General features: G+C 71.5%; 23 protein-coding genes, 2 tRNA genes and 1 other RNA gene. 11 read left to right on the top strand and 15 right to left on the bottom strand.

All coding sequences use genetic code 11. The features are described 5' to 3' along the window. Position 1: 1 nt before the first annotated feature. The gene (locus C7S10_RS03915; protein WP_207769214.1) at positions 2-1345 is read left to right on the top strand and encodes an MFS transporter; all 1344 of its coding nucleotides are present in this window, start codon (positions 2-4) and stop codon (positions 1343-1345) included. A gap of 87 nt (positions 1346-1432) precedes the next feature. On the opposite strand, the gene C7S10_RS03920 is transcribed toward C7S10_RS03915, so the two are convergent. From C7S10_RS03920 to C7S10_RS03930, 3 genes are all read right to left on the bottom strand, one after another. Next, on the bottom strand, positions 1433-2587 hold the full coding sequence (locus tag C7S10_RS03920; RefSeq protein WP_243395185.1) for a DUF418 domain-containing protein: 1155 nt from the start codon (positions 2585-2587) through the stop codon (positions 1433-1435). Next, a complete protein-coding gene (locus C7S10_RS03925; RefSeq protein ID WP_108343048.1) occupies positions 2584-3252 on the bottom strand; it encodes a 3-oxoacid CoA-transferase subunit B in 669 nt (222 codons plus the stop codon). Before C7S10_RS03925 ends, C7S10_RS03920 begins: the two co-directional genes overlap by 4 nt. Positions 3253-3331: 79 nt before the next feature. Continuing rightward, the gene (locus C7S10_RS03930) at positions 3332-4099 is read right to left on the bottom strand and encodes a CoA transferase subunit A (protein ID WP_108343049.1); all 768 of its coding nucleotides are present in this window, start codon (positions 4097-4099) and stop codon (positions 3332-3334) included. A gap of 127 nt (positions 4100-4226) precedes the next feature. On the opposite strand from C7S10_RS03930, the gene C7S10_RS03935 reads away from it, so the two are divergent. From C7S10_RS03935 to bagB, 3 genes are read left to right on the top strand one after another with little or no spacing between them, the layout of a single operon-like run. Beyond that, positions 4227-4988: an IclR family transcriptional regulator gene (locus C7S10_RS03935; protein ID WP_108343050.1), complete on the top strand. Its 762-nt coding sequence runs from the start codon at positions 4227-4229 to the stop codon at positions 4986-4988. A 33-nt stretch (positions 4989-5021) separates the two neighbouring features. Next, positions 5022-6041 (top strand): ATPase BagA, encoded by a 1020-nt coding sequence (gene bagA / locus C7S10_RS03940; protein WP_108343051.1) that lies wholly within the window; start codon positions 5022-5024, stop codon positions 6039-6041. Beyond that, positions 6038-7234, top strand: coding sequence for an ArsA family ATPase (bagB, locus tag C7S10_RS03945; protein WP_108343052.1), 1197 nt, complete (start codon positions 6038-6040; stop codon positions 7232-7234). Before bagA ends, bagB begins: the two co-directional genes overlap by 4 nt. Before the next feature lie 98 nt (positions 7235-7332). On the opposite strand, the gene C7S10_RS03950 is transcribed toward bagB, so the two are convergent. After that, positions 7333-7620, bottom strand: coding sequence for a WhiB family transcriptional regulator (locus tag C7S10_RS03950; RefSeq protein ID WP_108343318.1), 288 nt, complete (start codon positions 7618-7620; stop codon positions 7333-7335). Between the two features lie 242 nt (positions 7621-7862). On the opposite strand from C7S10_RS03950, the gene C7S10_RS03955 reads away from it, so the two are divergent. Then, on the top strand, positions 7863-10196 hold the full coding sequence (locus tag C7S10_RS03955) for a transglycosylase domain-containing protein (protein WP_165807041.1): 2334 nt from the start codon (positions 7863-7865) through the stop codon (positions 10194-10196). 24 nt (positions 10197-10220) lie between these two features. On the opposite strand, the gene C7S10_RS03960 is transcribed toward C7S10_RS03955, so the two are convergent. Then, positions 10221-10679, bottom strand: coding sequence for a GatB/YqeY domain-containing protein (locus C7S10_RS03960; protein ID WP_108343054.1), 459 nt, complete (start codon positions 10677-10679; stop codon positions 10221-10223). A gap of 25 nt (positions 10680-10704) precedes the next feature. Between C7S10_RS03960 and C7S10_RS03965 the strand changes: the two genes are divergently transcribed. The 4 genes from C7S10_RS03965 to C7S10_RS03980 all read left to right on the top strand — a co-directional run bounded on the left by C7S10_RS03965 (position 10705) and on the right by C7S10_RS03980 (position 14803). Beyond that, the gene (locus C7S10_RS03965; RefSeq protein WP_243395186.1) at positions 10705-11640 is read left to right on the top strand and encodes a metallophosphoesterase; all 936 of its coding nucleotides are present in this window, start codon (positions 10705-10707) and stop codon (positions 11638-11640) included. Between the two features lie 78 nt (positions 11641-11718). Next, a tRNA-Pro gene (locus C7S10_RS03970) sits at positions 11719-11792 on the top strand. Positions 11793-11915: 123 nt separating this feature from the next. Next, positions 11916-14003 carry a catalase gene (locus tag C7S10_RS03975; RefSeq protein ID WP_108343056.1) on the top strand — a complete coding sequence of 696 codons (2088 nt, stop codon included), beginning with the start codon at positions 11916-11918 and terminating at the stop codon, positions 14001-14003. A gap of 29 nt (positions 14004-14032) precedes the next feature. After that, a complete protein-coding gene (locus tag C7S10_RS03980) occupies positions 14033-14803 on the top strand; it encodes a hypothetical protein (RefSeq protein WP_108343057.1) in 771 nt (256 codons plus the stop codon). Here C7S10_RS03980 and C7S10_RS03985 read toward each other — a convergent pair whose 3' ends face one another. The 7 genes from C7S10_RS03985 to ffs form a co-directional block, all read right to left on the bottom strand. Beyond that, positions 14804-15859, bottom strand: a complete 1056-nt coding sequence (locus C7S10_RS03985) for an aspartate-semialdehyde dehydrogenase (RefSeq protein ID WP_108343058.1) — start codon at positions 15857-15859, stop codon at positions 14804-14806. 1 nt (position 15860) lies between these two features. Beyond that, positions 15861-17132: an aspartate kinase gene (locus C7S10_RS03990; RefSeq protein WP_108343059.1), complete on the bottom strand. Its 1272-nt coding sequence runs from the start codon at positions 17130-17132 to the stop codon at positions 15861-15863. A gap of 74 nt (positions 17133-17206) precedes the next feature. Then, on the bottom strand, positions 17207-17821 hold the full coding sequence (locus C7S10_RS03995) for a DUF5063 domain-containing protein (protein WP_243395187.1): 615 nt from the start codon (positions 17819-17821) through the stop codon (positions 17207-17209). Beyond that, complete coding sequence (recR, locus tag C7S10_RS04000) at positions 17814-18413, bottom strand: recombination mediator RecR (protein ID WP_108343060.1); 600 nt, start codon at positions 18411-18413, stop codon at positions 17814-17816. The genes C7S10_RS03995 and recR overlap by 8 nt, the downstream gene beginning before the upstream one ends. An 8-nt stretch (positions 18414-18421) precedes the next feature. Continuing rightward, complete coding sequence (locus tag C7S10_RS04005) at positions 18422-18832, bottom strand: YbaB/EbfC family nucleoid-associated protein (protein ID WP_108343061.1); 411 nt, start codon at positions 18830-18832, stop codon at positions 18422-18424. A gap of 40 nt (positions 18833-18872) precedes the next feature. Beyond that, entirely contained in the window at positions 18873-21128 is a 2256-nt protein-coding gene (locus tag C7S10_RS04010; RefSeq protein ID WP_279303152.1) for a DNA polymerase III subunit gamma and tau, read from the bottom strand. Positions 21129-21197: 69 nt separating this feature from the next. Next, positions 21198-21288: signal recognition particle sRNA small type (gene ffs, locus C7S10_RS04015), an RNA gene on the bottom strand. A gap of 116 nt (positions 21289-21404) precedes the next feature. On the opposite strand from ffs, the gene C7S10_RS04020 reads away from it, so the two are divergent. After that, a tRNA-Ser gene (locus tag C7S10_RS04020) sits at positions 21405-21494 on the top strand. Positions 21495-21506: 12 nt separating this feature from the next. On the opposite strand, the gene C7S10_RS04025 is transcribed toward C7S10_RS04020, so the two are convergent. Beyond that, positions 21507-22550, bottom strand: a complete 1044-nt coding sequence (locus tag C7S10_RS04025) for a helix-turn-helix transcriptional regulator (protein ID WP_207769215.1) — start codon at positions 22548-22550, stop codon at positions 21507-21509. Positions 22551-22687: 137 nt separating this feature from the next. Between C7S10_RS04025 and C7S10_RS04030 the strand changes: the two genes are divergently transcribed. Further along, complete coding sequence (locus tag C7S10_RS04030; protein WP_108343063.1) at positions 22688-23236, top strand: hypothetical protein; 549 nt, start codon at positions 22688-22690, stop codon at positions 23234-23236. On the opposite strand, the gene C7S10_RS04035 is transcribed toward C7S10_RS04030, so the two are convergent. Then, positions 23226-25679 carry a GcvT family protein gene (locus C7S10_RS04035; RefSeq protein WP_108343064.1) on the bottom strand — a complete coding sequence of 818 codons (2454 nt, stop codon included), beginning with the start codon at positions 25677-25679 and terminating at the stop codon, positions 23226-23228. The genes C7S10_RS04030 and C7S10_RS04035 overlap by 11 nt on opposite strands. Further along, positions 25669-26580: a choline/ethanolamine kinase family protein gene (locus C7S10_RS04040; protein WP_108343065.1), complete on the bottom strand. Its 912-nt coding sequence runs from the start codon at positions 26578-26580 to the stop codon at positions 25669-25671. Before C7S10_RS04040 ends, C7S10_RS04035 begins: the two co-directional genes overlap by 11 nt. Positions 26581-26585: the final 5 nt, after the last annotated feature.

The raw sequence follows: 26585 nt of genomic DNA on the forward strand, positions 1-26585 counted from the left end.
GATGTCCGAAACCGCCCCCGCACCGCGCCTGCTGAGCCAGGCGTACGCCGCCATCACGATCGGCATGTGCTCGCTGATCGGCTTCGTGGCGTTCGAGGCGATGGCGGTCACCACCGTGATGCCGACCGTGGCGCGCGACCTCGACGGCGCGGACCTCTACGCGCTGAGCTTCGCGGCGCCCTTGGCGAGCGGCGTGATCGGCATGGTCGCGGCCGGCCTGTGGAGCGACCGGCGCGGACCCGTGGCGCCGCTGGTCTGGTCGATGGTGCTGTTCTCGCTCGGTCTGCTGATCTGCGGCACGGCGCCGACGATGGAGGTGCTCGTCGGCGGACGGCTGGTGCAGGGACTCGGCGGCGGTGCCCTGACCGTCGGTCTCTACGTCCTCGTCGGGCTGGTGTTCCCGGCCCGGTTGCAGCCGGCGATCTTCGCCAGCTTCGCCGCGGCCTGGGTGCTGCCTGCGCTCTTCGGCCCGGCGCTCGCGGCCTTCGTCGCCGACGCCGTGGGCTGGCGCTGGGTGTTCCTCGGCGCGGTCGCCTTCGTCGCCGCCGCGGCCCTGCTGGTCGCCCCCTCGTTGCGGGGACGACGCACCGACACCGGCGGCTCCCAGTCGGGCTTCGCCCCGCTGGCGTGGGCGACGGTCGGGGCGGGCGCCGCGATGGCGCTCGAGCTCCTCGGCTCGGCCCGCGGCGTGACCGGGCTCGGCGCCCTCGTCGCCCTCGTGCTCGTCGTGCTGGCCCTGCGCAAGCTGCTCCCGGTCGGCTCGCTCGTCGGCCGTGCCGGCCTGCCCGCCGTGATCGCGACCCGCGGCCTGATGAGCGCCGGTTTCTTCTGCGTCGAGGCCTACATCGTCTACGTCCTCCAGGAGCAGTGGGGCCTGTCGCCGGCCCGGGCCGGCATCGCGCTGAGCGTGGTCGGCGTCGTCTGGGCCGCCGCCAGCCAGGCGCAGGCACGCCTCGGCGAGCGGGTCTCGCACGTCCGCGCGATGGAGATCGGCTCGGCCCTCGTGCTGGCCGGCGTGCTGTCGCTCGCGCTGACGGTGTGGCTCGACGGTCCGGCCCTGCTCGCCGGCACCACCTACGTGCTGGCCGGCGCCGGAATGGGCTTCGGCTACCCCCGCACCAGCGTGGCGATGCTCGACGCGTCGACCGACGCGGACCGCGGGTTCAACTCCGCCGCGCTCTCGATCGCCGACTCGCTCGGTGCCGCCCTCGCCCTGTCGATCTCCGGCGTGGTCTTCGCCGTCGCCGAGCGGCAGGACGCCAACCCGTTCCTCGCGGTCTTCGTCTTCGCCATCACGCTCGGCCTCGTCGGGGTCGTCACGTCACGGCGTACGGCGCCCGCCTGACCGCCGCAGCGGCTGAGGCATTCGCGGCGCAAGGACCGTGCTTGCGCGGGAAAGGGGATCACGCCTCACCCGGAGTTCGATGCCACCTCACGCAGCCAGCGGCCGCCCGTACGTCACCCGCCGGACCAGCACCTCGAACGGCCCGCGGCGCCCAGTACGCCGCATCCAGTCCGCGAGGAGCACGGTCCCCAGCCACGTCGCGACCGCGAGCAAAGCCGTCGTCGCGACGGTCAGCTCGGACGACAGCCCCAGGAAGAACGGCGTGAAGACGATCGTCCACACCACCGACTGGCAGAGATAGCACGTCATCGACCGCTGGCCGACGGCGGAGAGCGCGGTCACCACCCGACCGCGCCGAGGACCGAGACGCAGTGCGACGAGTGCGATCAGGGCGGCGTACCCGAAGCCGCCGAACACCCCGAAGGCGTCGTGCAGCGGTCCGACCACCGAGAGTGACGACGCGTCAGGCACGTCGATCACGCCGAGGTGCACCAGCGCGACGGGTTGGGCGCCGAGCACGGCAACCGTGATGCCACCCACCGCGACGAAGCGCAGGAACGTGCGGTGGCGGGAAGGCTCCTCGAGCAGGCGCCGCCGGCCGGCCCACAGCCCGAGGAGGAACGGGCAGACGAAGCCGATCGGGCCGAGCAGCGAGATGAAGCCGGAGGCGAAGGCCCGGTCGATGACCATCACTCCGAGGTCGGTCGGCAGCATCGTCGGGTCGGGACCCTCGGTGCCGATCGAGAAGGAGTCCTCGCTCGGCAGAGCGGTGAGGACCCAGAAGAGGGCCGCGACGAAGAGCAGCCAGCCGTCGCGCCAGCGCACGGTCCACGCGCCGACGAGGAGCAGCACGCCGTAGGCGCCGAGGATGTCGCCGACGTAGAGCAGGGTCGCGTGCAGGAAGCCGACCAGGACGAGGAACAGCGCGCGGCGCCAGAGCAGACGCCTCACGGTCCGAGGCGACGCGTCCCCCTGCCGGCGGACGATGTGCGCGACGCCGTACCCGAAGAGCAGGCCGAACATCGGGAACGCGCGGCCGTCGACGAAGGTGGCGATCGCCCAGGCCACGGCCGCGTCGAGCGGTCCGAGGTCGGCGGGGAAGCCGCCGAAGTAGGCGCTCGAGGAGAGGAAGTAGTGCGAGTTGGCCAGCGCGATGAAGAGCAGCATGAACCCGCGCGCCAGGTCAGGTCCCAGCGCGCGACCGCTGAGCTCGGTGGGACCGTGACCGGCCGTGACGGTCACACCAGCGTCGGCCCCGTCTTCGACCGCACCTCGTCCTCGGTGACGCCCGGTGCCAGCTCCACGAGCTTGAGCTGACGCTCGCCGAGCGTGCCCGACGGCGCGACCTCGCCGGTGGTCGGGTCGATCACGTCGATGACGCACAGGTCGGTGATGATCCGCTGCACGACGCGCTTGCCGGTGTAGGGCAGGTCGCACTCCTCGACGATCTTCAGCGACCCGTCCTTGGCGGTGTGCTCCATCAGCACGATCACGCGCTTGGCTCCGTGGACCAGGTCCATCGCGCCGCCCATGCCCTTGACCATCTTGCCGGGGATCATCCAGTTGGCGATGTCGCCGACCGCGGAGACCTGCATGGCCCCGAGGATGGCGGCGTCGATCTTGCCGCCGCGGATCATCCCGAACGAGGTCGCGGAGTCGAAGAACGACGCGCCACGGCGCACGGTGACCGTCTCCTTGCCGGCGTTGATCAGATCGGGGTCCTCCTCGCCGGCCACCGGGTAGGCGCCGACACCGAGGATGCCGTTCTCCGACTGGAGGACGAGCTCGACGTCGTCGTCGACGTAGTTGGGCACCAGCGTCGGCAGCCCGATCCCGAGGTTGACGTAGGAGCCGTCGACCAGCTCCGAGGCCGCCCGGGCGGCCATCTCCTCACGCGTCCAACTCATCGACGTACTCGCTTCGCTCCGTGCGCCGATGAGGCACATTTCGCACGGCGTTGAATTGTTCGCTCGCTTCGCTCGCTCATCAGGAACGCACCGTCCTCTTCTCGATCCGCTTGTCGGCCGCCTGCTCGGGGGTCAGCGCGACCACCCGCTGCACGTAGACCCCGGGGGTGTGGATGTCGTTGGGGTCGAGCTCGCCGGGCTCGACCAGCTCCTCGACCTCGGCGATCGTCACGCGGCCACACATGGCGGCGAGCGGGTTGAAGTTGCGGGCGGCGTCGCGGTAGACGAGGTTGCCGTGCCGGTCGCCCTTCCACGCGCGCACCAGCCCGAAGTCCGCGACGATCGCGTGCTCGAGCACGAACTCCTTCTCGCCCTCATGGGTCTCGAAGACCTGGGTCTGCTTCGGCGGTGAGGCGACCTCGATGTTGCCCGCGTCGTCGTACTTCCACGGCAGCCCGCCCTCGGCCACCTGCGTGCCGACGCCGGTCACGGTGAAGAAGGCCGGGATGCCCGAGCCGCCGGCGCGCATCCGCTCGGCCAGCGTGCCCTGCGGCGTCAGCTCGACCTCGAGCTCGCCGGAGAGGTACTGCCGGGCGAACTCCTTGTTCTCCCCGACGTACGACGACACCATCCGCCGCAGCCGCTTCTCCATGAGCAGCAGGCCGAGGCCCCAGTCGTCCACACCGCAGTTGTTCGACACGGCCTCCAGGTCGGTGGTCCCGGCCTCCAGCACCGCCTCGATCAGCACGGACGGGATGCCGCACAGCCCGAACCCGCCCACCGACAGCGTGGCGCCGTCCGGGATGTCGGCGACCGCGGCAGCGGCGCTCTCGACGACCTTGTCCATGTGTTGTCCTCCGCAGTCCTTGGGTCCCCCGATTCAAGGGCCAACCCCCGTGGGCGTCAACGCCCGGCCATCCAGCGGTCGGACTTCTCTCGCTCATCGACCTCCCGGGCGGAGTAGCGTCCACCCAATGGACGCACCCGTGGACGTCGTGGGCCGCGTGGCCACGCTGCTGCGCGCGGTGTCGGCCCGCGAGCCCGACGGCGCGACGACGTCCGAGGCCGCCCGCACCGCCGGCCTCGCGCGGCCCACCGCCCACCGGCTGCTGGCGTCGCTCGCCGCTGCCGGTCTCGTCGATCGCGACCCGACCGGGCGCTGGCTGCTCGGTCCCGAGCTGCACTTCCTCGGCCTGGCCGCGGCGACTCGTTACGACGTGACGGCGCTCGCCCAGCCGGTCGTACGCCGGCTCTCGCTCGCCACCGGGGAGAGCGCGTTCTTCTCCGCCCGCCGCGGCGACGAGACGATCTGCCTGGTGCGGGAGGACGGCAGCTTCCCGATCCGCTCGCACGTCCTGCACGAGGGCATCCGCTTCCCGCTCGGCGTCGCGTCCGCGGGCCTGGCGATCCTCTCGTTCCTCGACGACGCCGAGGTCGAGGCCTACCTCGCTCGCGCCGACCTGGCCGGGGAGTACGGCGCCGCGCACACCGCCGACGCCGTCCGCGAGCGGGTCGACCAGACCCGCGCCGCGGGGTTCGCGTTCAACCCGGGACTGATCGTGGAGGGCAGCTGGGGGATGGCGGCCGCGGTCTTCGACGCCGACGAGCGCCCGCAGTGGGCGCTCACGCTGACCGGCATCGAGCAGCGGTTCGGCGCCGCACGACGTCGCGAGCTGGGTGAGCTGCTCCTGCGCGAGGCCCATGTGCTCTCCCGCACACTGCGGCCGCGCGCCTGACGGTCACCGACTCCAGCGACCTATCCTGCAGACGTGAGCCCCCGCGCCGAGCAGCCCGTCGACTGGTCCGGCGTCCAGCTGCACGTCGTGACCGGCAAGGGCGGCACCGGCAAGTCGACCGTGGCCGCGGCCCTCGCGCTGGCGCTCGCCTCGACCGGCAAGGACGTGCTGCTCTGCGAGGTCGAGGGCCGCCAGGGCATCGCCCGGATGTTCGACGTCGACCCGCTCCCCTACGAGGAGCGGCGCATCGCCCGCGGGCTGCCTGACGGCGACGTGTCCCCCGGCGCCGTGCACGCGCTCCACATCGACGCGGAGTCCGCGCTGCTGGAGTACCTCGCGATGTACTACAAGCTCGGCCGCGCCGGTCGCGCCCTCGACCGCTTCGGGATCATCGACTTCGCGACCACGATCGCGCCCGGCGTGCGCGACGTGCTGCTGACGGGCAAGGTCTACGAGGCCGCCCGTCGCAACGCCCGCCACAAGGGCGCGCGCCGCTACGACGCGATCGTGCTCGACGCCCCGCCGACCGGGCGCATCACCCAGTTCCTCAACGTCAACGGCGAGCTGGCCGGCCTGGCCAAGGTCGGGCCGATCAAGAACCAGGCCGACACGGTGATGACCCTGTTCCGCTCGCCGAAGACGCTCGTGCACCTCGTGACCGTGCTTGAGGAGATGCCCGTGCAGGAGACCGCCGACGGGATCGCCGACCTCCGCGACGCCAAGCTGCCCGTGGGGGCGGTCATCGTCAACCTCGTGCGCCCCCGCGACCTCGGGCACGCCGCCCTCGAGGCGGCCCGCTCCGGCGACCTCGACCGCGAGCAGATCACGGCCGACCTGCAGGCGGCGAAGCTCGACGTCACCCACGAGCTGGTCGACGCCCTCGTCGCCGAGGCCCGCGACCACGCCGACCGTCGCGCCCTCGAGGACGCCCAGCGCCTCCTGGTGCGCGACCTGGACGTCCCGACCGCCGAGCTCCCGCGGCTGGCCGACGGCGTCGACCTCGGCGGGCTCTACGAGCTCGCCGCCCTCCTCGAGCAGCAGGGCCTGGCATGAGCACCTCAGGACGTACGTCGCAGCGCACCCGTCCCCGGGTCGGACCGCTGACCGCGACCACCGAGCGCGCACCGAGCCTCGACGTGGACGCCCTCCTCGACGACCGCGGCACCGGGATCATCGTGTGCTGCGGGTCGGGCGGCGTCGGCAAGACCACCACGTCCGCGGCCCTCGCCCTGCGTGCCGCGGAGCGCGGGCGCAAGGTCGTCGTTCTGACCATCGACCCCGCCCGCCGCCTGGCCCAGTCGATGGGCATCGAGGAGCTCGACAACACCCCGCGCCCCGTGCCGGGCGTCGGCGGCCCCGCGGGCGGCTCCCTCGACGCGATGATGCTCGACATGAAGCGCACCTTCGACGAGGTCGTGCTCAGCCAGGCCACCCCCGAGAAGGCGAGGTCGATCCTGGACAACCCCTTCTACATCGCCCTGTCAAGCTCGTTCTCGGGCACGCAGGAGTACATGGCGATGGAGAAGCTGGGTCAGATCCACGCCCAGGCGCAGCAGGACGGGTCCTACGACCTGATCGTCGTGGACACGCCGCCCTCACGCTCGGCGCTGGACTTCCTCGACGCACCCGAGCGGCTCAGCAGCTTCCTCGACGGTCGCTTCATCCGGCTGCTGCTGGCGCCGGCCAAGGGACCGGCCCGGCTGATGACGGCGGGGGTCGGCCTCATCACCAACGCGCTGACCAAGATCCTGGGCGCCCAGGTGCTGCGCGACATGCAGACCTTCGTGGCTGCCTTCGACACCCTGTTCGGCGGCTTCCGCCAGCGGGCGCAGAAGACGTTCTCCCTGCTGCAGGCCGACGGCACCGCCTTCCTGGTGGTGGCCGCCCCCGAGCCCGACGCGCTGCGCGAGGCGGCCTACTTCGTGGAGCGGCTGACCGAGGACGAGATGCCGCTGGCCGGGCTGGTCGTCAACCGGGCCAGCGCCCCGGTGGCGGTCGACCTCTCGGTCGAGGAGGCCACGGCCGCCGCCGACCGCCTGGTCGCGATCGAGCACGACTCGACCACCGCGGGACTGCTCAGGCTGCACGCCGACCGCGGCCGGATCGTCGCGCGCGAGGCCCACCTGCGCGAGCGCTGGGCCACCGAGCACCCCGGGGTGCCGACCACCGTCGTGGCGGCACTGTCGACCGACGTGCACGACCTCGACGGGCTCCGCCGCGTCGGCTCGCTGCTCGCCGACGGGTGAGCGAGCGCCGTACACACGACTGATCCGGCAGCGAGGCTGCCGGACCAGTGGGTACTACGGGGAGCGCCGGGGGTTCGGAGCGCGCTCAGACGGTGAGGTCAGACAGTGACCTTGGCACCGACGTGCTCGTTGCGGGCGGACTCCAGGACGGTGCGCCACGAGGCCTGCGGGCGACGACGGAGGAGGGCGCGACGCTCACGCTCGGTCATGCCGCCCCAGACCCCCCACTCGATCTGGTTGTCGAGGGCCTCGGCGAGGCACTCGGTCCGGACCGGGCACGAGGCGCAGACCTGCTTCGCCTTGTTCTGCTCGGCGCCACGGACGAAGAGCGCGTCCGGCGTGTCCTGACGGCACGCTGCCCGCGGTGCCCAATCCTCAACCCACATGATCTCCGCCATTCGGTGGGGCTCTGATGGTCGCCCCCATAGCGACCATTTCTCGACCCGAGATGACCGTAGGCAAAGTCAAGAGATTGAAGTAGAGACCATCCAGTCAATCCTTATGGTCCGTTGTGACTAGACCAGATGGTCACGCATGTCGGGTGTCATGCCCCGATCGGCACCGAAAACGGCGTCGGGTGTGGTACGGCGAATCGGCCGGTCTGGCTCGCTCCCGTACTCTGGGGCCCATGTCCAAACAGGCTTCCCCGCCCGGTCGCAAGCCCCGGATCCTGGCCCACCTCGCCGTGATGGTGGCCGTCTCGGCGATCATGGGACTGCTGGTGGCCGGGCTCGCGATCCCCTTCGCCGGCGTCGTGGGCGTCGCCGCGAAGGACGTCAGCAAGGGCATGGTCAACCTGCCCGACGAGCTCGAGGCCAAGGAGCTGGCCCAGAAGACGCGGATCTACGACGTCAACGGCAACCTCATCGCCTCGCTCTACGACCAGAACCGCATCAACGTCGGCCTCAAGCAGATCTCCCGCAAGATGGTCGAGGCCATCGTCTCCATCGAGGACGACCGCTACTACAAGCACGGCGCCCTCGACATCCGCGGCACCATCCGCGCCTTCGTCACCAACCAGGCGAGCGGCTCGGTCCAGGGTGGCTCCTCCATCACCCAGCAGATGGTCAAGCAGACCCTGCTCAACCAGGCGGAGACGAAGAAGGAAGCGGCGGCGGCGACCGACGACACCTACGCCCGCAAGCTGCGCGAGCTGCGCTACGCCATCGCGTTCGAGAAGAACTACTCCAAGGACTGGATCCTCGAGCGCTACCTCAACATCGCCTACTTCGGCGACGGCGCCTACGGCATCCAGTCGGCGGCCCAGCACTACTTCTCCAAGAACGCCAAGAACCTCAACTACCTCCAGTCCGCGACGCTGGCCGGCCTGGTGAAGAACCCCACCGGCTACGACCCGACCAACTCGCCCGAGCGCTCGCTCAACCGGCGCAACGTCGTGCTCGACCGGATGGCGCAGCTCAACGTCATCCCGACGGAGCAGGCCGACAAGCTCAAGGAGCGCCCGCTCGGCCTCAAGATCGAGAAGTCGCCCAACGGCTGCCAGCAGTCGGCGGCGCCGTTCTTCTGCGACTACGCCGTCAACTACCTCCTCAAGGACAAGTCGCTCGGCGACACCGTCAAGGACCGCAAGCGCCTGCTCCAGTCAGGCGGCCTGTCGATCTACACCACGATCGACCTCGACTACCAGGCCGGCGCCGACGCGGCCGTGAAGGCCCACGTCAACCCGACCGACAACGCCATCGGCGGCCTCGCGATGGTCGAGCCCGGCACCGGCTACGTCCGTGCCCTCGCGCAGTCGCGCCCGATGGGCAAGAACAAGGCCGCCGGCCAGACCTACCTCAACTACGTCGTCCCGCGGAAGTACGGCGACGCCAACGGCTTCCAGGCCGGCTCCACGTTCAAGGCGTTCGTGCTGGCGGCGGCGATCAACCAGAACATCCCGCTGAGCGAGTCGATCTACTCCCCGATCAAGATGGAGATCCCCGACTCGGAGTTCGAGACCTGCGACGGTCCCTACTACGGCGACGGGGGCTGGAACGTCTCCAACTCGACCGGCGGCGACCAGAGCTACAACCTCTACACCGGCACGCAGCAGTCGGTGAACACCTTCTTCGCCCAGCTCGAGACCGAGACCGGCATGTGCGAGCCGATCGAGCTCGCGCAGAAGATGGGCATCACGCTGCCGACCGCCCAGCAGGTCCCGTCGTGGGTGCTCGGCGTCTCCGACACCGACCCGCTGACGATGGCCCAGGCCTACGCCACCTTCGCCGCCCGCGGCCTGCACTGCGACGCCCTGCCCGTCACGCAGGTCCTCAAGGCCGACGGCAGCACGTTCAAGGACTACGGCACGAGCTGCGAGCAGGTCATGCCCGGCCCGACCGCGGACGCCGTCAACGACGTCCTGCGCGGCGTGATGGAGCCCGGCGGGTTCGGCCAGAACATCGCCCCGTCGGTGCCGTCGGCCGGCAAGACCGGCACCAACCAAGGCAACATGTCGGTGTGGTTCGTGGGCTACACACCGCAGGTCGCCACGGCCGCGATGGTCGCCGGCGCCAACGAGCTCGGTCACTGGGTCAGCCTGAACGGGCAGACCGTCGGCGGCGTCGGCATCGGCGAGGCGTTCGGCTCCACCGTCGCCGGCCCGATCTGGGGCGAGGCGATGGGCGCGGTCGCCGACAAGCTCGACTACGAGGACTTCCAGGCCCCGGCCGGCGACGAGATCGCCGGTGTGCTCACCCCGGTCCCCGAGGTGTTCGGCATGAGCGTCAAGGAGGCGCGAGCGACCCTGGAGTCCGCCGGCTTCAAGGCGTCGGTCGCCGGGTTCGCCAACTCCACCGCGCCGGAGGGCAGCGTCGTGTTCACGTCGCCGGCGGCCGGCACCTCGCTGGGCTCCGGTGACACCGTGGGGATCTACCAGTCCACCGGCTACGTCCCCGCGCCGCCCAAGAAGGACAAGGGCGACAAGAACAAGGGTCGCGGCCGGGGCCGCGGCAACCGCTGACCGCTCTGGTCGAGCGGGTCTCGCTCAACCGAGCTGGCGGCGGACCTCAGCAGCGACTGCGCCGCCGTCGGTGCGCCCCTTCACCTGCGGGGTCACGACCCCCATCACCTTGCCCATCGCGCGCATGCCCTCGTCGGCCGCGCCGGTCTGGGCGATGGCGGCGGTGACGAGCTCGGCGATCTCGGCCTCGCTCAGCGCTTCCGGGAGGTAGTCGGCGATCACCACGCCCTCCGCCTCCTCCTTGGCCGCCATCTCCGCACGACCGCCCTCGGCGAAGGCCACCGCCGCCTCGCGGCGTCGCTTGGCCTCGGTCGAGAGGACGCCGATGATGTCGTCGTCGGAGAGCTCGCGCTGCTCCTTGCCGGCCACCTCGGCGTTGGTGATGGCGGTCAGCACCATCCGCAGCGTGGAGGAGCGGACCTCGTCACGCGCCTTGATGGCGGTGGTGAGGTCGGCACGGAGACGGTCCTTCAGAGCACTCATGGCTCCATTGTGGCAGCCTTGCCGCGTGCCCTCCTCCGAGTTCCTCCGCCGCCGGGTGGGCCTGACGCTCGGCGCGGGCGCCGCGGCCGGGCTGGCGCTGACGACGTACGCCGCGTGGGAGGCCCGGCAGTACACGCTGCGTGAGGTCACGGTGCCGATCCTGCCCGCGGGCCGACCGGCGCTGCGCGTCCTGCACCTCAGCGACATCCACATGGCTCCCGACCAGCAGGCCAAGCAGGAGTGGCTGCGCTCGCTGGCCGACCTCGCCCCCGACCTGGTCATCGACACCGGGGACAACCTGTCGCACATGGCCTCGGTCCCGGTCGTCGTCGACTCTCTCGGCCCGCTGCTCGACCTCCCGGGCGTCTCGGTCTTCGGCTCCAACGACTACTTCTCGCCCGGCTGGCGCAACCCGATGCTCTACCTGCTGCCCGACCGCGGCAAGCGCAACACCCACACCCCCCAACTCCCCTGGCGCGAGCTCAAGCAGCGGTTCGCCGACCGCGGCTGGGTGCACCTGTGCAACGAGCGGGCGACCATCACCGCCGCCGGGACGACGTTCGCGCTGGCCGGCGTCGACGACCCGCACCTGGAGTACGACGACCTGGCGGCCGTGGCCGGGCCGGCCGACCGGGACGCCGACGTGCGACTCGGGATCACGCACGCGCCGTACCTCCGGGTGCTCGACCAGTACGCCGCCGACGGCTACGACGCCGTCATCGCCGGCCACACCCACGGCGGCCAGGTCTGCCTGCCCGGCATCGGTGCGCTGACCACCAACTGCGACCTCGAGCCCGCCCGGGCCAAGGGCCTGCACCGCCACCCCGCCGAGTCCGCGCCCGGCGACCCGGGCTCCGCCTGGCTGCACGTCTCGGCCGGGTTGGGCACCAACCCCTACGTCCGCCTCCGCGTCGCGTGCCGCCCCGAGGCGACCCTGATGACGCTCGTCCCGCGGTCCTGAGCGGCCCGATTTCAACGGCCTCCGCGCGCTCGGGTATGCTCGCCGTGCTCTGCGACAGCACGTCGGTCGCAAGCAGATCGGGCTGTGGCGCAGCTTGGTAGCGCGCCTCGTTCGGGACGAGGAGGCCGCAGGTTCAAATCCTGTCAGCCCGACCGATCGAGCTCCCGGATCCACTCGCGTGGGTCCGGGAGCTTTCTCGTCGCCGACCGTCGACGCGGCAGTGGCCACCCTCTCAGGTGGTCCGTGCGCCGATCCCACGTGCCCATGATGGCTACATGGCGACCAAGCGGACACAGCGAGCGAGCACCACCACCCCCGACCAGCGCGGCAGCGGGGACGAGCTCCACCAGGGCGTCAAGCGCGGCGAGCGGATGACGACCGCGACGGGGGTGCCGCTCGGCGACGGGCAGAACTCCCTCAAGGTGGGTGATCGCGGGCCGACCCTCCTCGAGGACTTCGCGTTCCGCGAGAAGATGTTCCACTTCGACCACGAGCGCATCCCGGAGCGGGTCGTGCACGCGCGCGGCTACAGCGCCCACGCGACCCTCGAGTGCCTCGACGCCATCCCCGACCTGACGCGGGCGGCGCCCTTCCAGCGCAAGGGCCAGAAGACCGAGGCGTTCGTCCGCTTCTCGACCGTGGCCGGCAACCTCGGCTCGCCCGACCTGGCCCGCGACGTGCGCGGCTTCGCGGTGAAGATGTACACCGAGGAGGGCAACTGGGACCTCGTCGGCAACAACATCCCGGTCTTCTTCATCCAGGACGCGACGAAGTTCCCCGACCTCGTGCACGCGGTCAAGGAGGAGCAGGACCGCGGCTGGCCGCAGGCCGCGTCGGCGCACGACACCTTCTGGGACTTCGTCTCCCTGATGCCCGAGTCCACCCACATGCTGCTGTGGGCGATGAGCGACCGGGCGATCCCGCGCTCGTTCCGCTTCATGGAGGGCTTCGGCGTCCACACCTACCGCTTCGTCAACGCCGACGGCCAGGACACCTTCGTCAAGTTCCACTGGAAGCCCCGCCAGGGCCTGCAGTCGGTGGTGTGGAACGAGGCACTCAAGATCAACGGCGCCGATCCCGACTTCCACCGGCGCGACCTCCACGCGGCGATCGACAGCGGCGACCTCCCCCAGTGGGACCTCGGCGTGCAGGTCTTCGACGAGGCCTTCGCCGACGAGTTCGACTTCGACGTCCTCGACGCCACCAAGATCATCCCCGAGGAGGTCGTGCCGGTGCGGGTCATCGCGCGGCTGACCCTCGATCGCAACGTCGACAACATGTTCGCGGAGAACGAGCAGGTCGCCTTCGGCACCCACAACGTCATCCCCGGCATCGACTTCAGCAACGACCCGCTGCTGCAGGGGCGCAACTTCTCCTACCTCGACACCCAGCTCAAGCGGCTCGGCAGCACCAACTTCACCCAGCTGCCGGTGAACGCTCCCCGCTGCCCGGTCATGCACTTCCAGCGTGACGGGCACATGCAGACGTCCCTGCAGGAGGGGCGCGGCAACTACGAGCCCAACTCCCTGACCGGTGACGACCGCGGACCGCGCGCCGACGTCGTCCAGGGCTACCAGAGCGTGGTCCGTGACGAGCAGGGGCCCGTACGCCGCCTGCGGGCCGAGTCGTTCGCCGACCACTACAGCCAGGCCCGGCAGTTCTTCCTCAGCCAGACCGAGGTCGAGCGCGAGCACATCGTGGCGGCCTTCTCGTTCGAGCTCGGCAAGGTCGAGGACCCGAAGATCCGCACCCGGATGCTCGCCAACCTGCGCAACGTCCACGACGACCTCGCCGTGGGCGTGGCCGACACCCTCGCGATGCCCCTGCCGGACCCGGCCGAGGCCGCGGTGCCCACACGCACCGACCTGCCGGAGTCGCCCGCGTTGAGCATCCTGCTCAACGGTCCCGGGTCGTTCGCCGGGCGCAAGCTCGGCGTGCTCGTCAGCAACGGGAGCGACAGGGCACTGGTCAATGCCGTCACGCAGGCGTTCGAGGACGCCGGCGCCGTGGTGGAGTACGTCGCCCCGGCGATCGGCCCCGTCAAGCTCAAGGGCGGCGGCACCATCACGCCCGACCACGCCATCGACGGCGGGCCGTCCGTCCTCTTCGACGCGGTGGCGCTGCTGCCGTCCGCGGACGGCGCGGCCGAGCTGGCTGGCCGGGCCAGCGCCCGTGACTTCGTGAGCGACGCCTTCTCCCACCACAAGCTGATCGGCACGGGCCCCGCCGCCGCGCCGCTCGTCCAGGCGGCCCGTGTCGAGCCCGACGACGGGTGCCTCGACGTCACCTCGCCCGACGACGCCGCCGCCTTCGTCGACCTCTGCGGAGGCCTGCGGTTCTGGGAGCGCGACGTCCGGCCCTGACGAGCCACTGCTCTGGCACACTTCGGCGCATGGCAGACCAGGACCGCGACGACGACGGCCCCTCCCTCGAGCTCCCCTCCTTCTTCGGCCGGAAGAAGAAGGCGCGGCCGGAGCCGGACGCGGCGCCAGAGGCGTCATCGCAGCCGGTGCCCGAGCCAGACTCCGAGCCGGAGCCGGAGTTGGCGCCGGACCCAGTGTCCGATCCCGAGCCGGAGCCCGAGACGTCATCGCAGCCGGAGCCCGCGCCGGAGTCCGAGCCGGAGCCCGCGCCGGAGCCCGAGCCCGTGGCGGTACCGCCGGTCGCCCCTCGGGCGGTCCGGGCGGAGCCGGTTGCGCCCGTCGCCGTACCCACGAACGCACCCGCACCCGGACCTGCACCGGTCGCGGAACCGGTCGCCGAGTCCCGACCCGAGCGCGAGCGACCGGCCCTCCCGGGTCTGCAGGCCGCCCTGGTCGTGGGCGCCGCGATCGGCCTGCTGGCCGTGCTGCTGACCTTCGGGTCCCTCAAGCTCTGCGAGGTCGTGCGCGGCACGGACTCCTGCGGGGGTCCCGGCCTGCTCCTGCTGGTCGCGACCCTGGTCGTGCTGACCTACGCCGGCGCCTGGCTGCTGCGCGCGTTCGGGATCGACGATCCCGGCAGCACCAGCTTCCTCGCCGTCGGCCTGCTGACGGTGGTGGCCGTGCTGTTCCTGCTCGACGTCGTCTACAGCTGGTGGATGGTCATCGTCGTCCCGCTCGTGGGGATGGCGACCTACGCGCTGTCGTGGTGGGTGACGACGAGGTTCGTCGACGTCGAGTGATCAGCCGCGCGCGGCCGCGACCAGCTCGGCGATCTGCACGGTGTTGAGGGCCGCACCCTTGCGCAGGTTGTCGTTGCTGATGAAGAGGGCGAGCCCGCGGTTGCCCGCGACGCCCTCGTCCTGCCGGATCCGGCCGACGTAGGACGGGTCCTTGCCGGCCGCGTGGAGCGGCGTGGGCACCTCGCGGAGCTCGACCCCGGGGGCACCGGACAGCGCGGCACGCGCCTCGTCGGGCGTGATGGCCGAGCCGAACTCGACGTTGATCGCCAGCGAGTGGCCGGTGAAGACCGGCACCCGCACGCACAGGCCCGAGACGGGCAGATCGGGGAGGTCGAGGATCTTGCGCGACTCGTTGCGCAGCTTCTGCTCCTCGTCGGTCTCGTTGAGGCCGTCGTCGACGATGGAGCCGGCCATCGGGAGCACGTTGTAGGCGATCGTCTCGACGTACTTCTGCGGCTCGGGGAACGCCACGGCCGAACCGTCGTAGGCCAGCTCGCGCGCCTTCTCACCCGCTGCGGTGACGCCGGCGAGCAGCTCGTCGACGCCGGCGACCCCGGAACCGGAGACCGCCTGGTAGGACGACACGATCAGCCGCTGCAGGCCGGCCACGTCGTGGAGCACCTTGAGGACCGGCATCGCGGCCATGGTGGTGCAGTTGGGGTTGGCGATGATGCCGTGCCCGGCGGCGACGACGCCGTCCATCGCGGACGGGTTGACCTCGGAGACCACCAGCGGGATCGCGGGGTCCTTGCGGAAGGCCGAGCTGTTGTCGATCACGATCACGCCGGCCTCGGCGAACTTCTCCGCCAGCGCGCGGGAGGTGGTGGCCCCGGCCGAGAAGATCGCGATGTCGAGGCCCGCCGGGTCGGCGCTCGAGGCGTCCTCGACGGTGATCTCGCGGTCGCCGAAGGACAGCACGGTGCCGGCCGAGCGGGCGGAGGCGAAGAAGCGGACCTGGCCGATCGGGAAGTCCCGCTCGAGCAGGATCTCGCGGACGGCGACGCCGACCTGCCCGGTCGCGCCGACGATGCCGAGGTTGATGCCGTTGGCTGCCATCTCAGCGACCCGTCCCGCCGTACACGACGGCCTCGATCTCGTCGGCGTCGAGGTCGAAGGCGCTGTGCGTGGCCCGGACGGCCTGGTCGACCTCGTGCTCGTTGACGACCACCGAGATGCGGATCTCGGAGGTGGAGATCATGCCGATGTTGACCCCGGCGCTCGCGAGCGAGGCGAAGAACTTCGCGGTGATGCCGGGGTGGGAGCGCATGCCGGCGCCGATCAGCGAGACCTTGCCGATCTTGTCGTCGTACAGGAGCTTGTCGTAGCCGACCTCGGCCTGGATCTTGGCCAGCGCCTCCATCGCGACCTGGCCGTCGGTGCGCGGCAGGGTGAAGGAGATGTCGGTCAGGCTCGTGGCCGCGGCGGACACGTTCTGCACGATCATGTCGAGGTTGATCTGCGCCTCGGACAGTGCCGTGAAGATGCGGGCGGCCTCGCCGACCTTGTCGGGCACGCCGACGACGGTGATCTTGGCCTCGCTGCGATCGTGCGCGACGCCGGAGATGATGGCCTGTTCCATGGTGCCTCCGTCGGTGGGGTCTTCGACGACCCACGTGCCCTCGAGCTGACTGAACGAGGAGCGGACGTGGATGGGGATGTTGTAGCGGCGGCCGTACTCGACGCACCGCAGGTGCAGGATCTTGGCCCCGCAGGCGGCCAGCTCGAGCATCTCCTCGTAGGAGACCTTGTCCAGCTTGCGGGCGGCCGGGACGATGCGCGGGTCGGCGGTGAAGACGCCGTCGACGTCGGTGTAGATCTCGCAGACGTCGGCGTCCAGCGCCGCGGCCAGCGCGACCGCGGTGGTGTCGGACCCGCCACGGCCGAGCGTGGTGATCTCCTTGGTGTCCTGGCTGACGCCCTGGAAGCCGGCCACGATCACGATGTGGCCCTCGCCGATGGCCTGGGTGACGCGGCCCGGCGTGACGTCGATGATCTTGGCCTTGCCGTGCTGGGCGTCGGTGATCACACCGGCCTGGGAGCCGGTGAAGGAGCGGGCGGTGAAGCCGAGGTCGTTGATCGCCATCGCCACCAGCGCCATCGAGATCCGCTCGCCGGCCGACTGCAGCATGTCGAGCTCGCGCGCGGGCGGGAGCGGGCTCACGGCGGCCGCGAGCTCGAGCAGCTCGTCGGTCGTGTCCCCCATGGCCGACACGGCCACCACGACGTCGTGACCCGCCTTCTTGTTCTCCACGATCCGGCGCGCGACCCGCTTGATGGCGTCGGCGTCGGCGAGCGAGGAGCCGCCGTACTTCTGCACGACAATGCCCACGGTGTGACCCTCGACGATCTGGTTGACGACTGGTGCGTCAGGTCGCGGTCCCGCGACGAGCTGACCCCCGGATTCTACCGGGGTGACTCGGTCGGCTCTTCCAACATCTCATGGGCGACGGTGAGGGCCTCGACGGTCTCGTCGAAGTCGGTGTCGAAACGGTCGTGCGCGACCACCGTCAGCAGGGCGTTGAGCGCGGCGCCGGCCAGGTTGCCCCAGCTGTTGACGTAGGAGAACTGCCACCACCACAGCGCCTCGTCGACGTTGCCGAGGCGGTAGTGCCGCAGGCCGTTGTCGAGGTCGATCGCGATCGAGGTGAGGTCGTCGGAGAGCTGGCTCTGGACGATCTCGGGGAGGTAGGGGTCGAAGACGAAGCTGTAGGTGTCGACGCTGTCGAGCATCGTGGCCAACCGCAGGCGCATCTCCTCGATGTCGGCCTCGGGGCCGACGTCGGGCTGGTACTCCTCGCGGGGCTGGAAGTCGAGCTGGGCGCCCAGGCGCGCTCCCGCCAGCAGCACCTGGCTGATCTCGAGCAGGAGCAGCGAGACGGCCTGCGAGCCGTTGCCCTCACGCGAGATCGCCCGCAGCGCGAGCAGGAAGCTCTCGATCTGGTCGGCGATCTGCGCGGCGAACTCCTCGCGCTCCGCCATGCCCGCCCGGGACGCGTCCTGCGTGGTCTGGTCAGTCATCTGCCGATCGCCTTCCTGCGAATGCTCGACCGAGGGTCACTTCGTCGGCGTACTCGAGGTCGCCGCCCACCGGCAGTCCACTCGCCAGACGCGTCACGCGCAACCCCATCGGGCTCAGCATCCGCGTGAGATACGTCGCGGTCGCCTCGCCCTCGAGGTTGGGGTCGGTGGCCAGGATGACCTCGGTGACGACGCCGTCGGCCAGCCGCACCATCAGCTCGCGGATGCGCAGCTGCTCGGGGCCGATGCCGTCGATCGGGGAGATCGCGCCGCCGAGGACGTGGTAGCGCCCCCGGAACTCGCGCGTGCGCTCGATCGCGACGACGTCCTTGTACTCCTCGACGACGCACAGCAGCGACTGGTCGCGGCGCGGGTCGCGGCAGATCCGGCACTGCTCGTCCTGCGAGACGTTGAAGCAGATCGAGCAGAACTTGACCTTGTCCTTGACCTCGACGAGGACGTCGGCGAGGCGGCGTACGTCGGTGGGCTCGGCCTGCAGGAGGTGGAACGCGATCCGCTGGGCGCTCTTGGGCCCGACGCCGGGCAGCCGCCCCAGCTCGTCGATCAGGTCCTGGACGATGCCTTCGTACAACGAGGGTCCTAGAAGCCGAGCTGGCCGCTGGGCGACCCGCCCTCGGGCCCGCCGAGGCCGGGGAGGCCGCCGCCGAGGCCCTCGAGACCGCCGGCGAGCGGACCCATCGCCTCGCTGGCCGCGGCCTCCGCCTTGGCCTTGGCGTCGCGGTAGGCCGCGACGATCATGTCGCCGAGGTCGGCGAGGTCGTCGGAGTCGGAGCCGTCGAACTGGCCGGCGGTGATGTCGACGCCGAACAGCTCGCCGACGCCGTTGACCGTGACCGTCACGGCGCCCCCGGCGATGGTGCCGGTGATCTTCTGCTCGGCCAGCTGGTCCTGGGCCTGCTGGAGCTGCTCCTGCATCTGCTGCGCCTGCTGCAGCAGGGCGTTCATGTCGAAGCCGCCGCCACCGAGGGCGTCGAACGGGTTCTGGGTCATCGGGTCTCCCGGGCTGGTCGGTCGGTGTGGGTGGTGGTGGTCACGAGTGCTTGATCTCCTCGATGACCTTCGCGCCGAGGGCCTGCTGGAGCAGGGCCGTGCTGTCGAGTCCTTGGGTGTCGGGCGCCGGGTCGTCGGGATCGGCTGCCTCATCGGCCAACGCACCGTGGTCGACAGGGGTTCCCGACTCGGGGCCGGTCTCGCGCGACCGTTCCAGGGCCTCGCGGGCCGCGCTCAGCCCGCTGGGGGCGCCGGGCTCGGGGGCCTCGGCACTGGCCCACGCGGGCGGACCGTCGGGGGCCGCCTGGGGCGGGGATGCCTGGGCGGGTGGTGGCGCCTCGCTCGCCCACGCCGGCGGCGCACTGGGTGCGTCGACCGCGGGAGGAGCGGGATCCACGGGGTCGGTGGCCGCCTGCCGCACGACCGGGCGACCGGCGTCGGGCTGGGCGCCCGGGTCGATGATCGCGTCGATGCGCCACTCCGCGCCGACGACGTCGATCGCCGCCTGGCGCAGGATCTCGTCGGACCCTCCGGCCAGGAACGAGTCCTTCGCGCCGGCGTTGGTGAAGCCGAGGGTCAGCGTCCGCGCGTCGACCCCGATCACCTGGGCGTTCTGCGTCAGGTGGATCCACGTCACGCGACGCCGGGCCTTGGTCGCCTCGACGATGTCGGGCCACAGGCGGCGTACGTCGACGAGGCTGAGGCTGCTCCCGGCGCTGGTCTCGGCCACGGGTTCCGTCGACGGTGGCGCGGACGGTGGGTCCGCGGGGGCCGCCTCGGCGGCCGCTGCGGGCTGGGCGGGGTGACTGGTCGGCGCGCTGACGGGCTCGGTGGGGGGCTCGGGGGCCTCCGGCTCCGGCTCGTCCTCGTCGAAGCGGGGCGGGGCGAACATCGGCTCGTGCTCCCCGTGCTCGACCGGCGCCGGGCCGGCGGCGGGCGGTGCCTGGGCCGGGGCCGACGACTGGCCCGCCGCGGGAGCGGGCGCCGCGGGCTCGACCGGAGCCGCGGCGGGCGCCGGAGCCGCGGCGGGCGCCGGCGCCGCGGCGGGGGCCGGCGGCACGGGGTGGTCGGGGGCGGGCCGCTGGGGACGCTCACCCACCGGGGCGCTGACCGTCCCGGAGACGTCGAGGCGGCGCTCGATCCGGTCGAGGCGCGCCATCACGCCGTCGCTGGTGTCGTCGGCGCCGGGCAGGAGCACGCGCGCGCAGATGAGCTCGAGCAGCAGCCGGGGCGCAGTGGCCCCGCGCATCTCGGTCAGCCCGGCCGCGACGATGTCGGCCGCGCGGCTCAGCTCGACCGCGCCGAAGCGCGCGGCCTGCGCGACCAGCCGCTCCCCCGCGTCCTGGGGCACGTCGAGCAGCCCGCTGGCCGGGGCGTCGGGCACGGCCGCGACGATGACGAGGTCGCGCAACCGGCGCAGCAGGTCCTCGGTGAAGCGGCGCGGGTCGCGCCCGGTCTCGACGACCTTGTCGACCACCCCGAACACCCCGGCACCGTCGACGGCGGCGAACGCGTCGACCACCTCGTCGAGCAGGGTCTCGGGCGTGAACCCCAGCAGGGCGCTGGCCAGGTCGTAGGTGACCCCGTCGGCGCCGGCCCCGCCCATCAGCTGGTCGAGCACCGACAGCGTGTCACGGGCGGACCCGCCGCCCGCCCGGACCACGAGCGGCAGCGCGGCCTGCTCGATCGCGACCTGCTCGAGCTGGCAGAGCTGGCTGAGGTAGTCGGAGAGCTGGCGCGGCGGGATCAGCCGGAACGGGTAGTGGTGGGTGCGCGACCGGATGGTCGGCAGCACCTTCTCGGGCTCGGTCGTGGCGAAGATGAACCGCAGGTGGGGCGGCGGCTCCTCGACCAGCTTGAGCAGCGCGTTGAAGCCCTGGTTGGAGACCATGTGGGCCTCGTCGATGATGTAGATCTTGTAGCGGTCGCGCACCGGCGAGAAGAACGCCTTCTCCCGCAGGTCGCGGGCGTCGTCGACGCCGCCGTGGGAGGCAGCGTCGATCTCGATCACGTCGATCGACCCGCCGCCGCCGCGGGCCAGCTCGCGGCAGCTGTCGCACTCGCCGCACGGGTCGGCGATCGGGGCGCGCGCGCAGTTGAGGGCACGCGCCAGGATCCGCGCGGAGGTCGTCTTGCCGCAGCCGCGCGGGCCGGAGAAGAGGTAGGCGTGGTTGACCCGGTCGTTCGCCAGGGCGTTGCGCAGGGGCTCGGTGACGTGCTCCTGGCCGATGACCTCCTGGAAGGTCTCGGGTCGGTAGCGGCGATACAGCGCCAACGGTGACTGGGGGGACTCCACGACTCGAACCCTACGCACCGGCACCGACAGGGACCACCGCTCTCCCACAGGCGGCCCCCCGGGAGACGAAGAGGCCCCCCACGTACCCAGCAGAGCTCGCCTGCCCTTGCTGCCTTCCGGCCCTGGGGGAGTTCGACAAGATGCCGCCACGTGGGGGGTTGGCGCAGAGTCTAGGTGAGGCGCGCTACTCGTCCCAACCGGGCCCGCCCGTCGCCGTACGCCGCCCGTGCCGACTCGATTTCACCAGCCGCTCACCCGACCGGTACGCTCCTCCGCGGAGGATTCGCCTAGTGGCCTATGGCGCTCGCTTGGAAAGCGGGTTGGGTGTGAAAGCCCTCAGGGGTTCGAATCCCCTATCCTCCGCCACGGAGCTCCCGGTCATCGACCGGGAGCTCTCGTCATGGGGGGGGTCGACGCACCACTGCCGCTCGGGGTGGACGTGCGGAGATACTCCGCCACGGCCAGCACCCGTCGGTTGTTCTCCGCACCCGAGGGCAGGCCGAGCTTGACGAAGGTGGAGCTGATCGCCGGCTCCACCGTCTTCACGCTGAGGTGCAGGCGCTCGCAGATCGCCGCGTTGGACAGGCCCTGAGCCATCAGCTGGAGGACCTCGTTCTCGCGGGGCGTCAACCCGTCGAGACGTCCCGCGGACTGCTCCGCCTCGATGACGCGCACCAGGCTGATCCGCTCGATCGCCCACCCCGCCGCCAGGGGGACCACCGGCACGAGCAGCAGTCCCGGCAGCGGTGATCCGCGGGTCACCAGACCCACCAGCAGGGCCGCGGCACACAGGCCGGTCGCGCCCACCAGCACGCTCAGCTGGCGCCGTACGACCGGGTCCGAGACCCGCCACCGCGTCGCCACGGCGACCACCCACAGCACCTGGCACGCGGCGTAGAACGGGTGCGCCACGGCAGACCAGAGGGTGGTCGCAGCGCTCGCGCCCGCGACCTGGAGCGGGTGGTCGAGCGAGATGTCGGCCGAGGCGTACTCCACCGGCCACAGCGCCGACGTGAGTGAGAGAGCAACGCCGATCGCCACCACCACGACGCACACCCGACGCCACCCCGGACCGAGTGCACGACCCTCCGGGAAGCAGACGACGGCAACGGTGATCGCCGACAGCACCAAGGCGATCGGCCAGACACCCAGCCAGGCCCACCACGCCGCCTCCGCAGCGTGCCCGACCTGGCGTCCGAGGAACATCGCCGCCTCGAGCAGGCCGATGCCGATGAAGAGCCGACCCTCCCGGTGGGCAGGACGCTGGAGCAGGATCGCGGCGCCCACGACCCCGAAGGTGAGGGCGAGCAGGCCGTTGTGCAGGTTGGCCAGCCAGACCCCCTGGGCGAAGCCCACCGCGGTCACCGCCACGACCGCGCACAGCAGCAGGAGGGTCCCCATCGCCCGGCCGCTGCTGTTCACGAGCCGATCGTGGCAGACCACCGGCTCCGTCGACCCCAGGGTTTTCCCTGCACACCGCAGATCAGGGATGGCCCCGGTGGTGCGCGCGGCAGGACGACTCGACGCTGGAGCCCGACCGACGGACCGAAGGAGACTCCATGAAGCACGACCCCACCGCGCCGCTGGGCCGCCTGCTCGACCTGGCCCTGATCGCTGGACCGCTCTGCTACCTGTTCCTCGACACGACCTATGCCGTCCGTGGCTGGTGGGACGGCCCGACCGGCGCGTTGCACGTCCTGGCCGCGGTCGTCTACGCCGCCACCGCGCTGCGGCTCGTCACCATGACCTCGGGGCGGACCCAGGCCGTGCTCGCCGTGATCGCCGTGCTGGGTGTCGTCGGCAATGCGGGTGTCGGTGAGAACACCGTCCACGTCGCTCTCGGCGGCAACGACCTGTTCATGGAGGACGCCGCACCGGCCAACCTCTTCAAGAGCATGGGCTTCTTCTTCCCGCTCACCTTCGTGGTCGCGGCCGTCGCGCTGCGCGACCGGCTGCCGCGGCGGGTCTGGGTCGCCCTGGCGGCGGGCGCGGTGCTGTTCCCGGTCGCACACGTCGCCAACATCTCGTGGCTGGCCGTCGCGGACGGCCTGCTCATGCTGGCCGCGCTCGCCGGTGTCCACGCGGCCCGGGACGCGGCTACGCCTTGATCCGCAGCCCCTCAGGGTCGACGAGCGGCCGGAGTGACACCGTGACCGGCACGCGGACACCGCCCACGTCCACGGCGTACGTCGCTGCGCGCACCCACTCCGCATCGATGGGCGCGCCACCGGGATCCCAGAGGTAGGCCAGCCCCACGCACGAGCCCAGCGTCGGGCTCCACGCGGCGGAGGTGACCTGCCCGGCGGGGGCGCCGTCCCGGAGCACGAGCTCCCCGCCCCACAGCATCGGCTCGGGGCTCGCGACGGCGAAGGAGACGAGCTTGCGGAGCGGGCCCCGGGCGCGGGCCGCCTCGAGCGCCGTACGCCCCAGGAAGTCGACGTCGGTCCGCAGCTTGCAGGCGAACAGCAGCCCGGCGTCGACCGGCGTGTGGTCGGGCGTCAGCTCGCGCCCGAACGCGCGGTAGCCCTTCTCCAGCCGCAACGACTCGATGGCGTGGTAGCCGCCGTTCATCACCCCGAGGTCCGCCCCGGCGGACATCAGGTCCTCGTGGACCCCGACCGCGAGCTCGGTCGGGACGTAGATCTCCCAGCCCAGCTCGCCGACATAGGTGATCCGGGTGGCGCGCACGGTCGCGTGCCCGAGGTCGATCTCGCGGCTGGTCCCGAACGGGAAGTCCGTCAGCGAGGCCGACGTCAGCCGGGAGAGCAGCTCGCGTGAGCGCGGTCCCATGACGCCGAGCACGGCGTAGGACGACGTCACGTCGACGACGGTCGCCGCGCAGCCGGCGGGCATCTGTCGCCGCAGGTGGTCCTGGTCGCGCACGGTCGTGGCGGCGCTGCTGACCAGGAGGTAGTCGGTGGCCGAGAGCCGGGTGACCGTCAGGTCCGACTCGTAGGTGCCACGGGCGTTGAGCAGCCCGGTGTAGACGGTGCGACCCGGAGCGACGGCGACGTCCGCCGTGCACAGCCACTGCAGCGCACGCTCGGCGTCGGGCCCGGTGACGAGGTACTTCGAGAAGGAGGTCTGGTCGAAGACCGTGACGCCCGTGCGGGTGCTCGTCACCTCGGCCTCCACCCAGGGCAGCCAGCCCGGCTTGGCCCACGTGTGCGCGACCTCCGGCGAGACCCCGGGCGGGGCGAAGAAGCTCGGTCGCTCCCAGCCCATCCTCGAGCCGAAGGAGGCGTTCGACGCGGCGAGCCGGTCGTGCAGCGGTGATCGTCGGAACGGCCGCGCGGTCCGCATCTCGCGGTGGGGCCACGGGATCTCGTAGTGCAGCCCGAGCACCTCGGCGACGCGGGCACGCAGCCACCGGTTGTTGCCGTGGAACCGCGCGAACCGGCGGATGTCGACGGCGGTCAGGTCGGAGGTCGGCTCGCCCTCCACGATCCACTCGGCGAGGGCCCGGCCTGCTCCACCGGCCGAGGCGATGCCGACGGAGTTGAAGCCGGCGCCGACGAAGACGTTCGGCACCTCGGGTGCGCGGCCGAGGATGAACTGGTTGTCGGGCGTGAAGCTCTCGGGGCCGTTGTAGAACGTGCGGATGCCCGTCTCGCGCAGCGCGGGGATGCGCTCGATCGCGCTCTCCATGAGCACCGAGAAGTGCTCCCAGTCCTCCTCGAGCAGCTGGAACTCGAACGGGTGGGGGATCTGGTCCGGCGCCACCCACGGCTTGGCCTCGGGCTCGAAGCCGCCGACGACCAGCCCGCCGACCTCCTCCTTGAAGTACGTCCAGCCGTCGGGGTCGCGCAGGATCGGCAGGTCGGGGCGTACGCCGCCGAGCTGCTCGGTCACGACGTAGAAGTGCTCGGCGGAGTGCAGGGGGACGGTCACCCCCGCCATCAGCCCGACCTGCTTGGCCCACTGGCCGGCGCAGTTGACGACCACGTCGGCCTCGACGTCGCCGGCGTCCGTGCGCACCCCCGTCGCGCGGCCGTCCGTCACGAGCACGTCCAGCACCCGCACCTTCTCGTGGATCCGCGCGCCACCCAGGCGCGCGCCGCGGGCCAGCGCCTGGGTCAGGTCGGTCGGGTTGGCGGTCCCGTCCCCGGGCAGCCAGATCGCGCCGACGAGGTCGTCGACCTGCATCACCGGCCAGCGCTCGCGCGCCTCGGCCGGGGTGAGCAGCGTGCAGTCGAGGCCGTAGGCGTCGGCACTCGCCGCCGTACGCCGCAGCTGCGTCATCCGGTCCGCGGTGCGCGCGACGGTGACACCGCCCACCGGCTTCCACCCGGTCGACAGTCCGACCTCGGCCTCCAGCGAGGCGTAGAGCTGCGCGGAGTACTGCACCAGCCGCGTGCCGCTCTCCGAGGCGCGCAGCTGGCCGACGAGGCCGGCCGCGTGCCACGTCGTGCCGGACGACAACCGTCCCTGCTCGAGCAGCAGCACGTCGGTCCAGCCGAGCTTGGTGAGGTGGTAGGCGACGCTGGTGCCGATCACGCCGCCACCGACGACGACGACCTGGGCACGGGAGGGGAGGGCGTCAGTCGGCACGGGTCACCTCCTCCAGCAGCCGCTCGAAGTCTGGCCCCTCGAACTCGGCGACGGCGCGGTCGTACTTCTCCAACGCCCACTCCCAGAAGTCGACGTCGATGTCGCTGACGGCGTCCTGGATCGATCCCCACAGCGTCCAGCCGTACTTCGACATCAGCCCCCACAGTCGCGCCCGCGCGACCCGGTGTCGCAGCAGGGTGCCGTCGTAGGCGGCCATCAGCTCGTCGAGCTGGTCGAGGGACAGGCCGGCCTCGCTCCAGACGTTGCCGAGCTCGAAGCACGCGTCGTTGTTGCCGCTGTACTCGTAGTCGATCAGCCAGATCTTCGTGCCGTCGTCGATGAAGTTGCCCGCGAGCAGGTCGTTGTTGCACGGCACGCTCGGCTCGGGGCGTACGGCGAACGCCGCCCTGATCCGGTCGCGCTGCTCCTCGAAGTCGACGTAGCGCTCGGGCAGCCGGAAGCCACGCTCGCGCACCGTGGCGAGGTAACGGGCCTGGATCGCGAACATGTCGAAGTCGTTGACGAAGCGCGGCCCCGCGTGGAGCCGGCGACAGGCGGCGGCGACGCGCGGCAGCTGCGCGCTGTCGCGCAGGTCGTCATCGGTGAAGGTGCGCCCCTCGACGTACCCCACGACCATCAGGCCGGCCTCGGGCAGGTGGTCGACCACCGGGGCACCGACCCCCGCCTCGGCGGCGGCGAGCGAGTTGAGGTGCTCGACGTCGTGGTCGATCGCCAGCAGCTCGCTGCCCGGCTGGGCGATGCGCACGACCACCGACCCGCCCGGCAGCGTGACCTTGAGGTTGACGTTGGTCAGCCCGCCCGGCAGCTGCTGCACGTCGTAGGTCCGACCCCGCAGCCACGGGATCTCGTCGAGCCGAGAGCGGTAAAGGTCTAAGGTCATGCCAT

Source organism: Nocardioides currus, from assembly GCF_003057875.1.
Taxonomy (GTDB): domain Bacteria; phylum Actinomycetota; class Actinomycetes; order Propionibacteriales; family Nocardioidaceae; genus Nocardioides; species Nocardioides currus.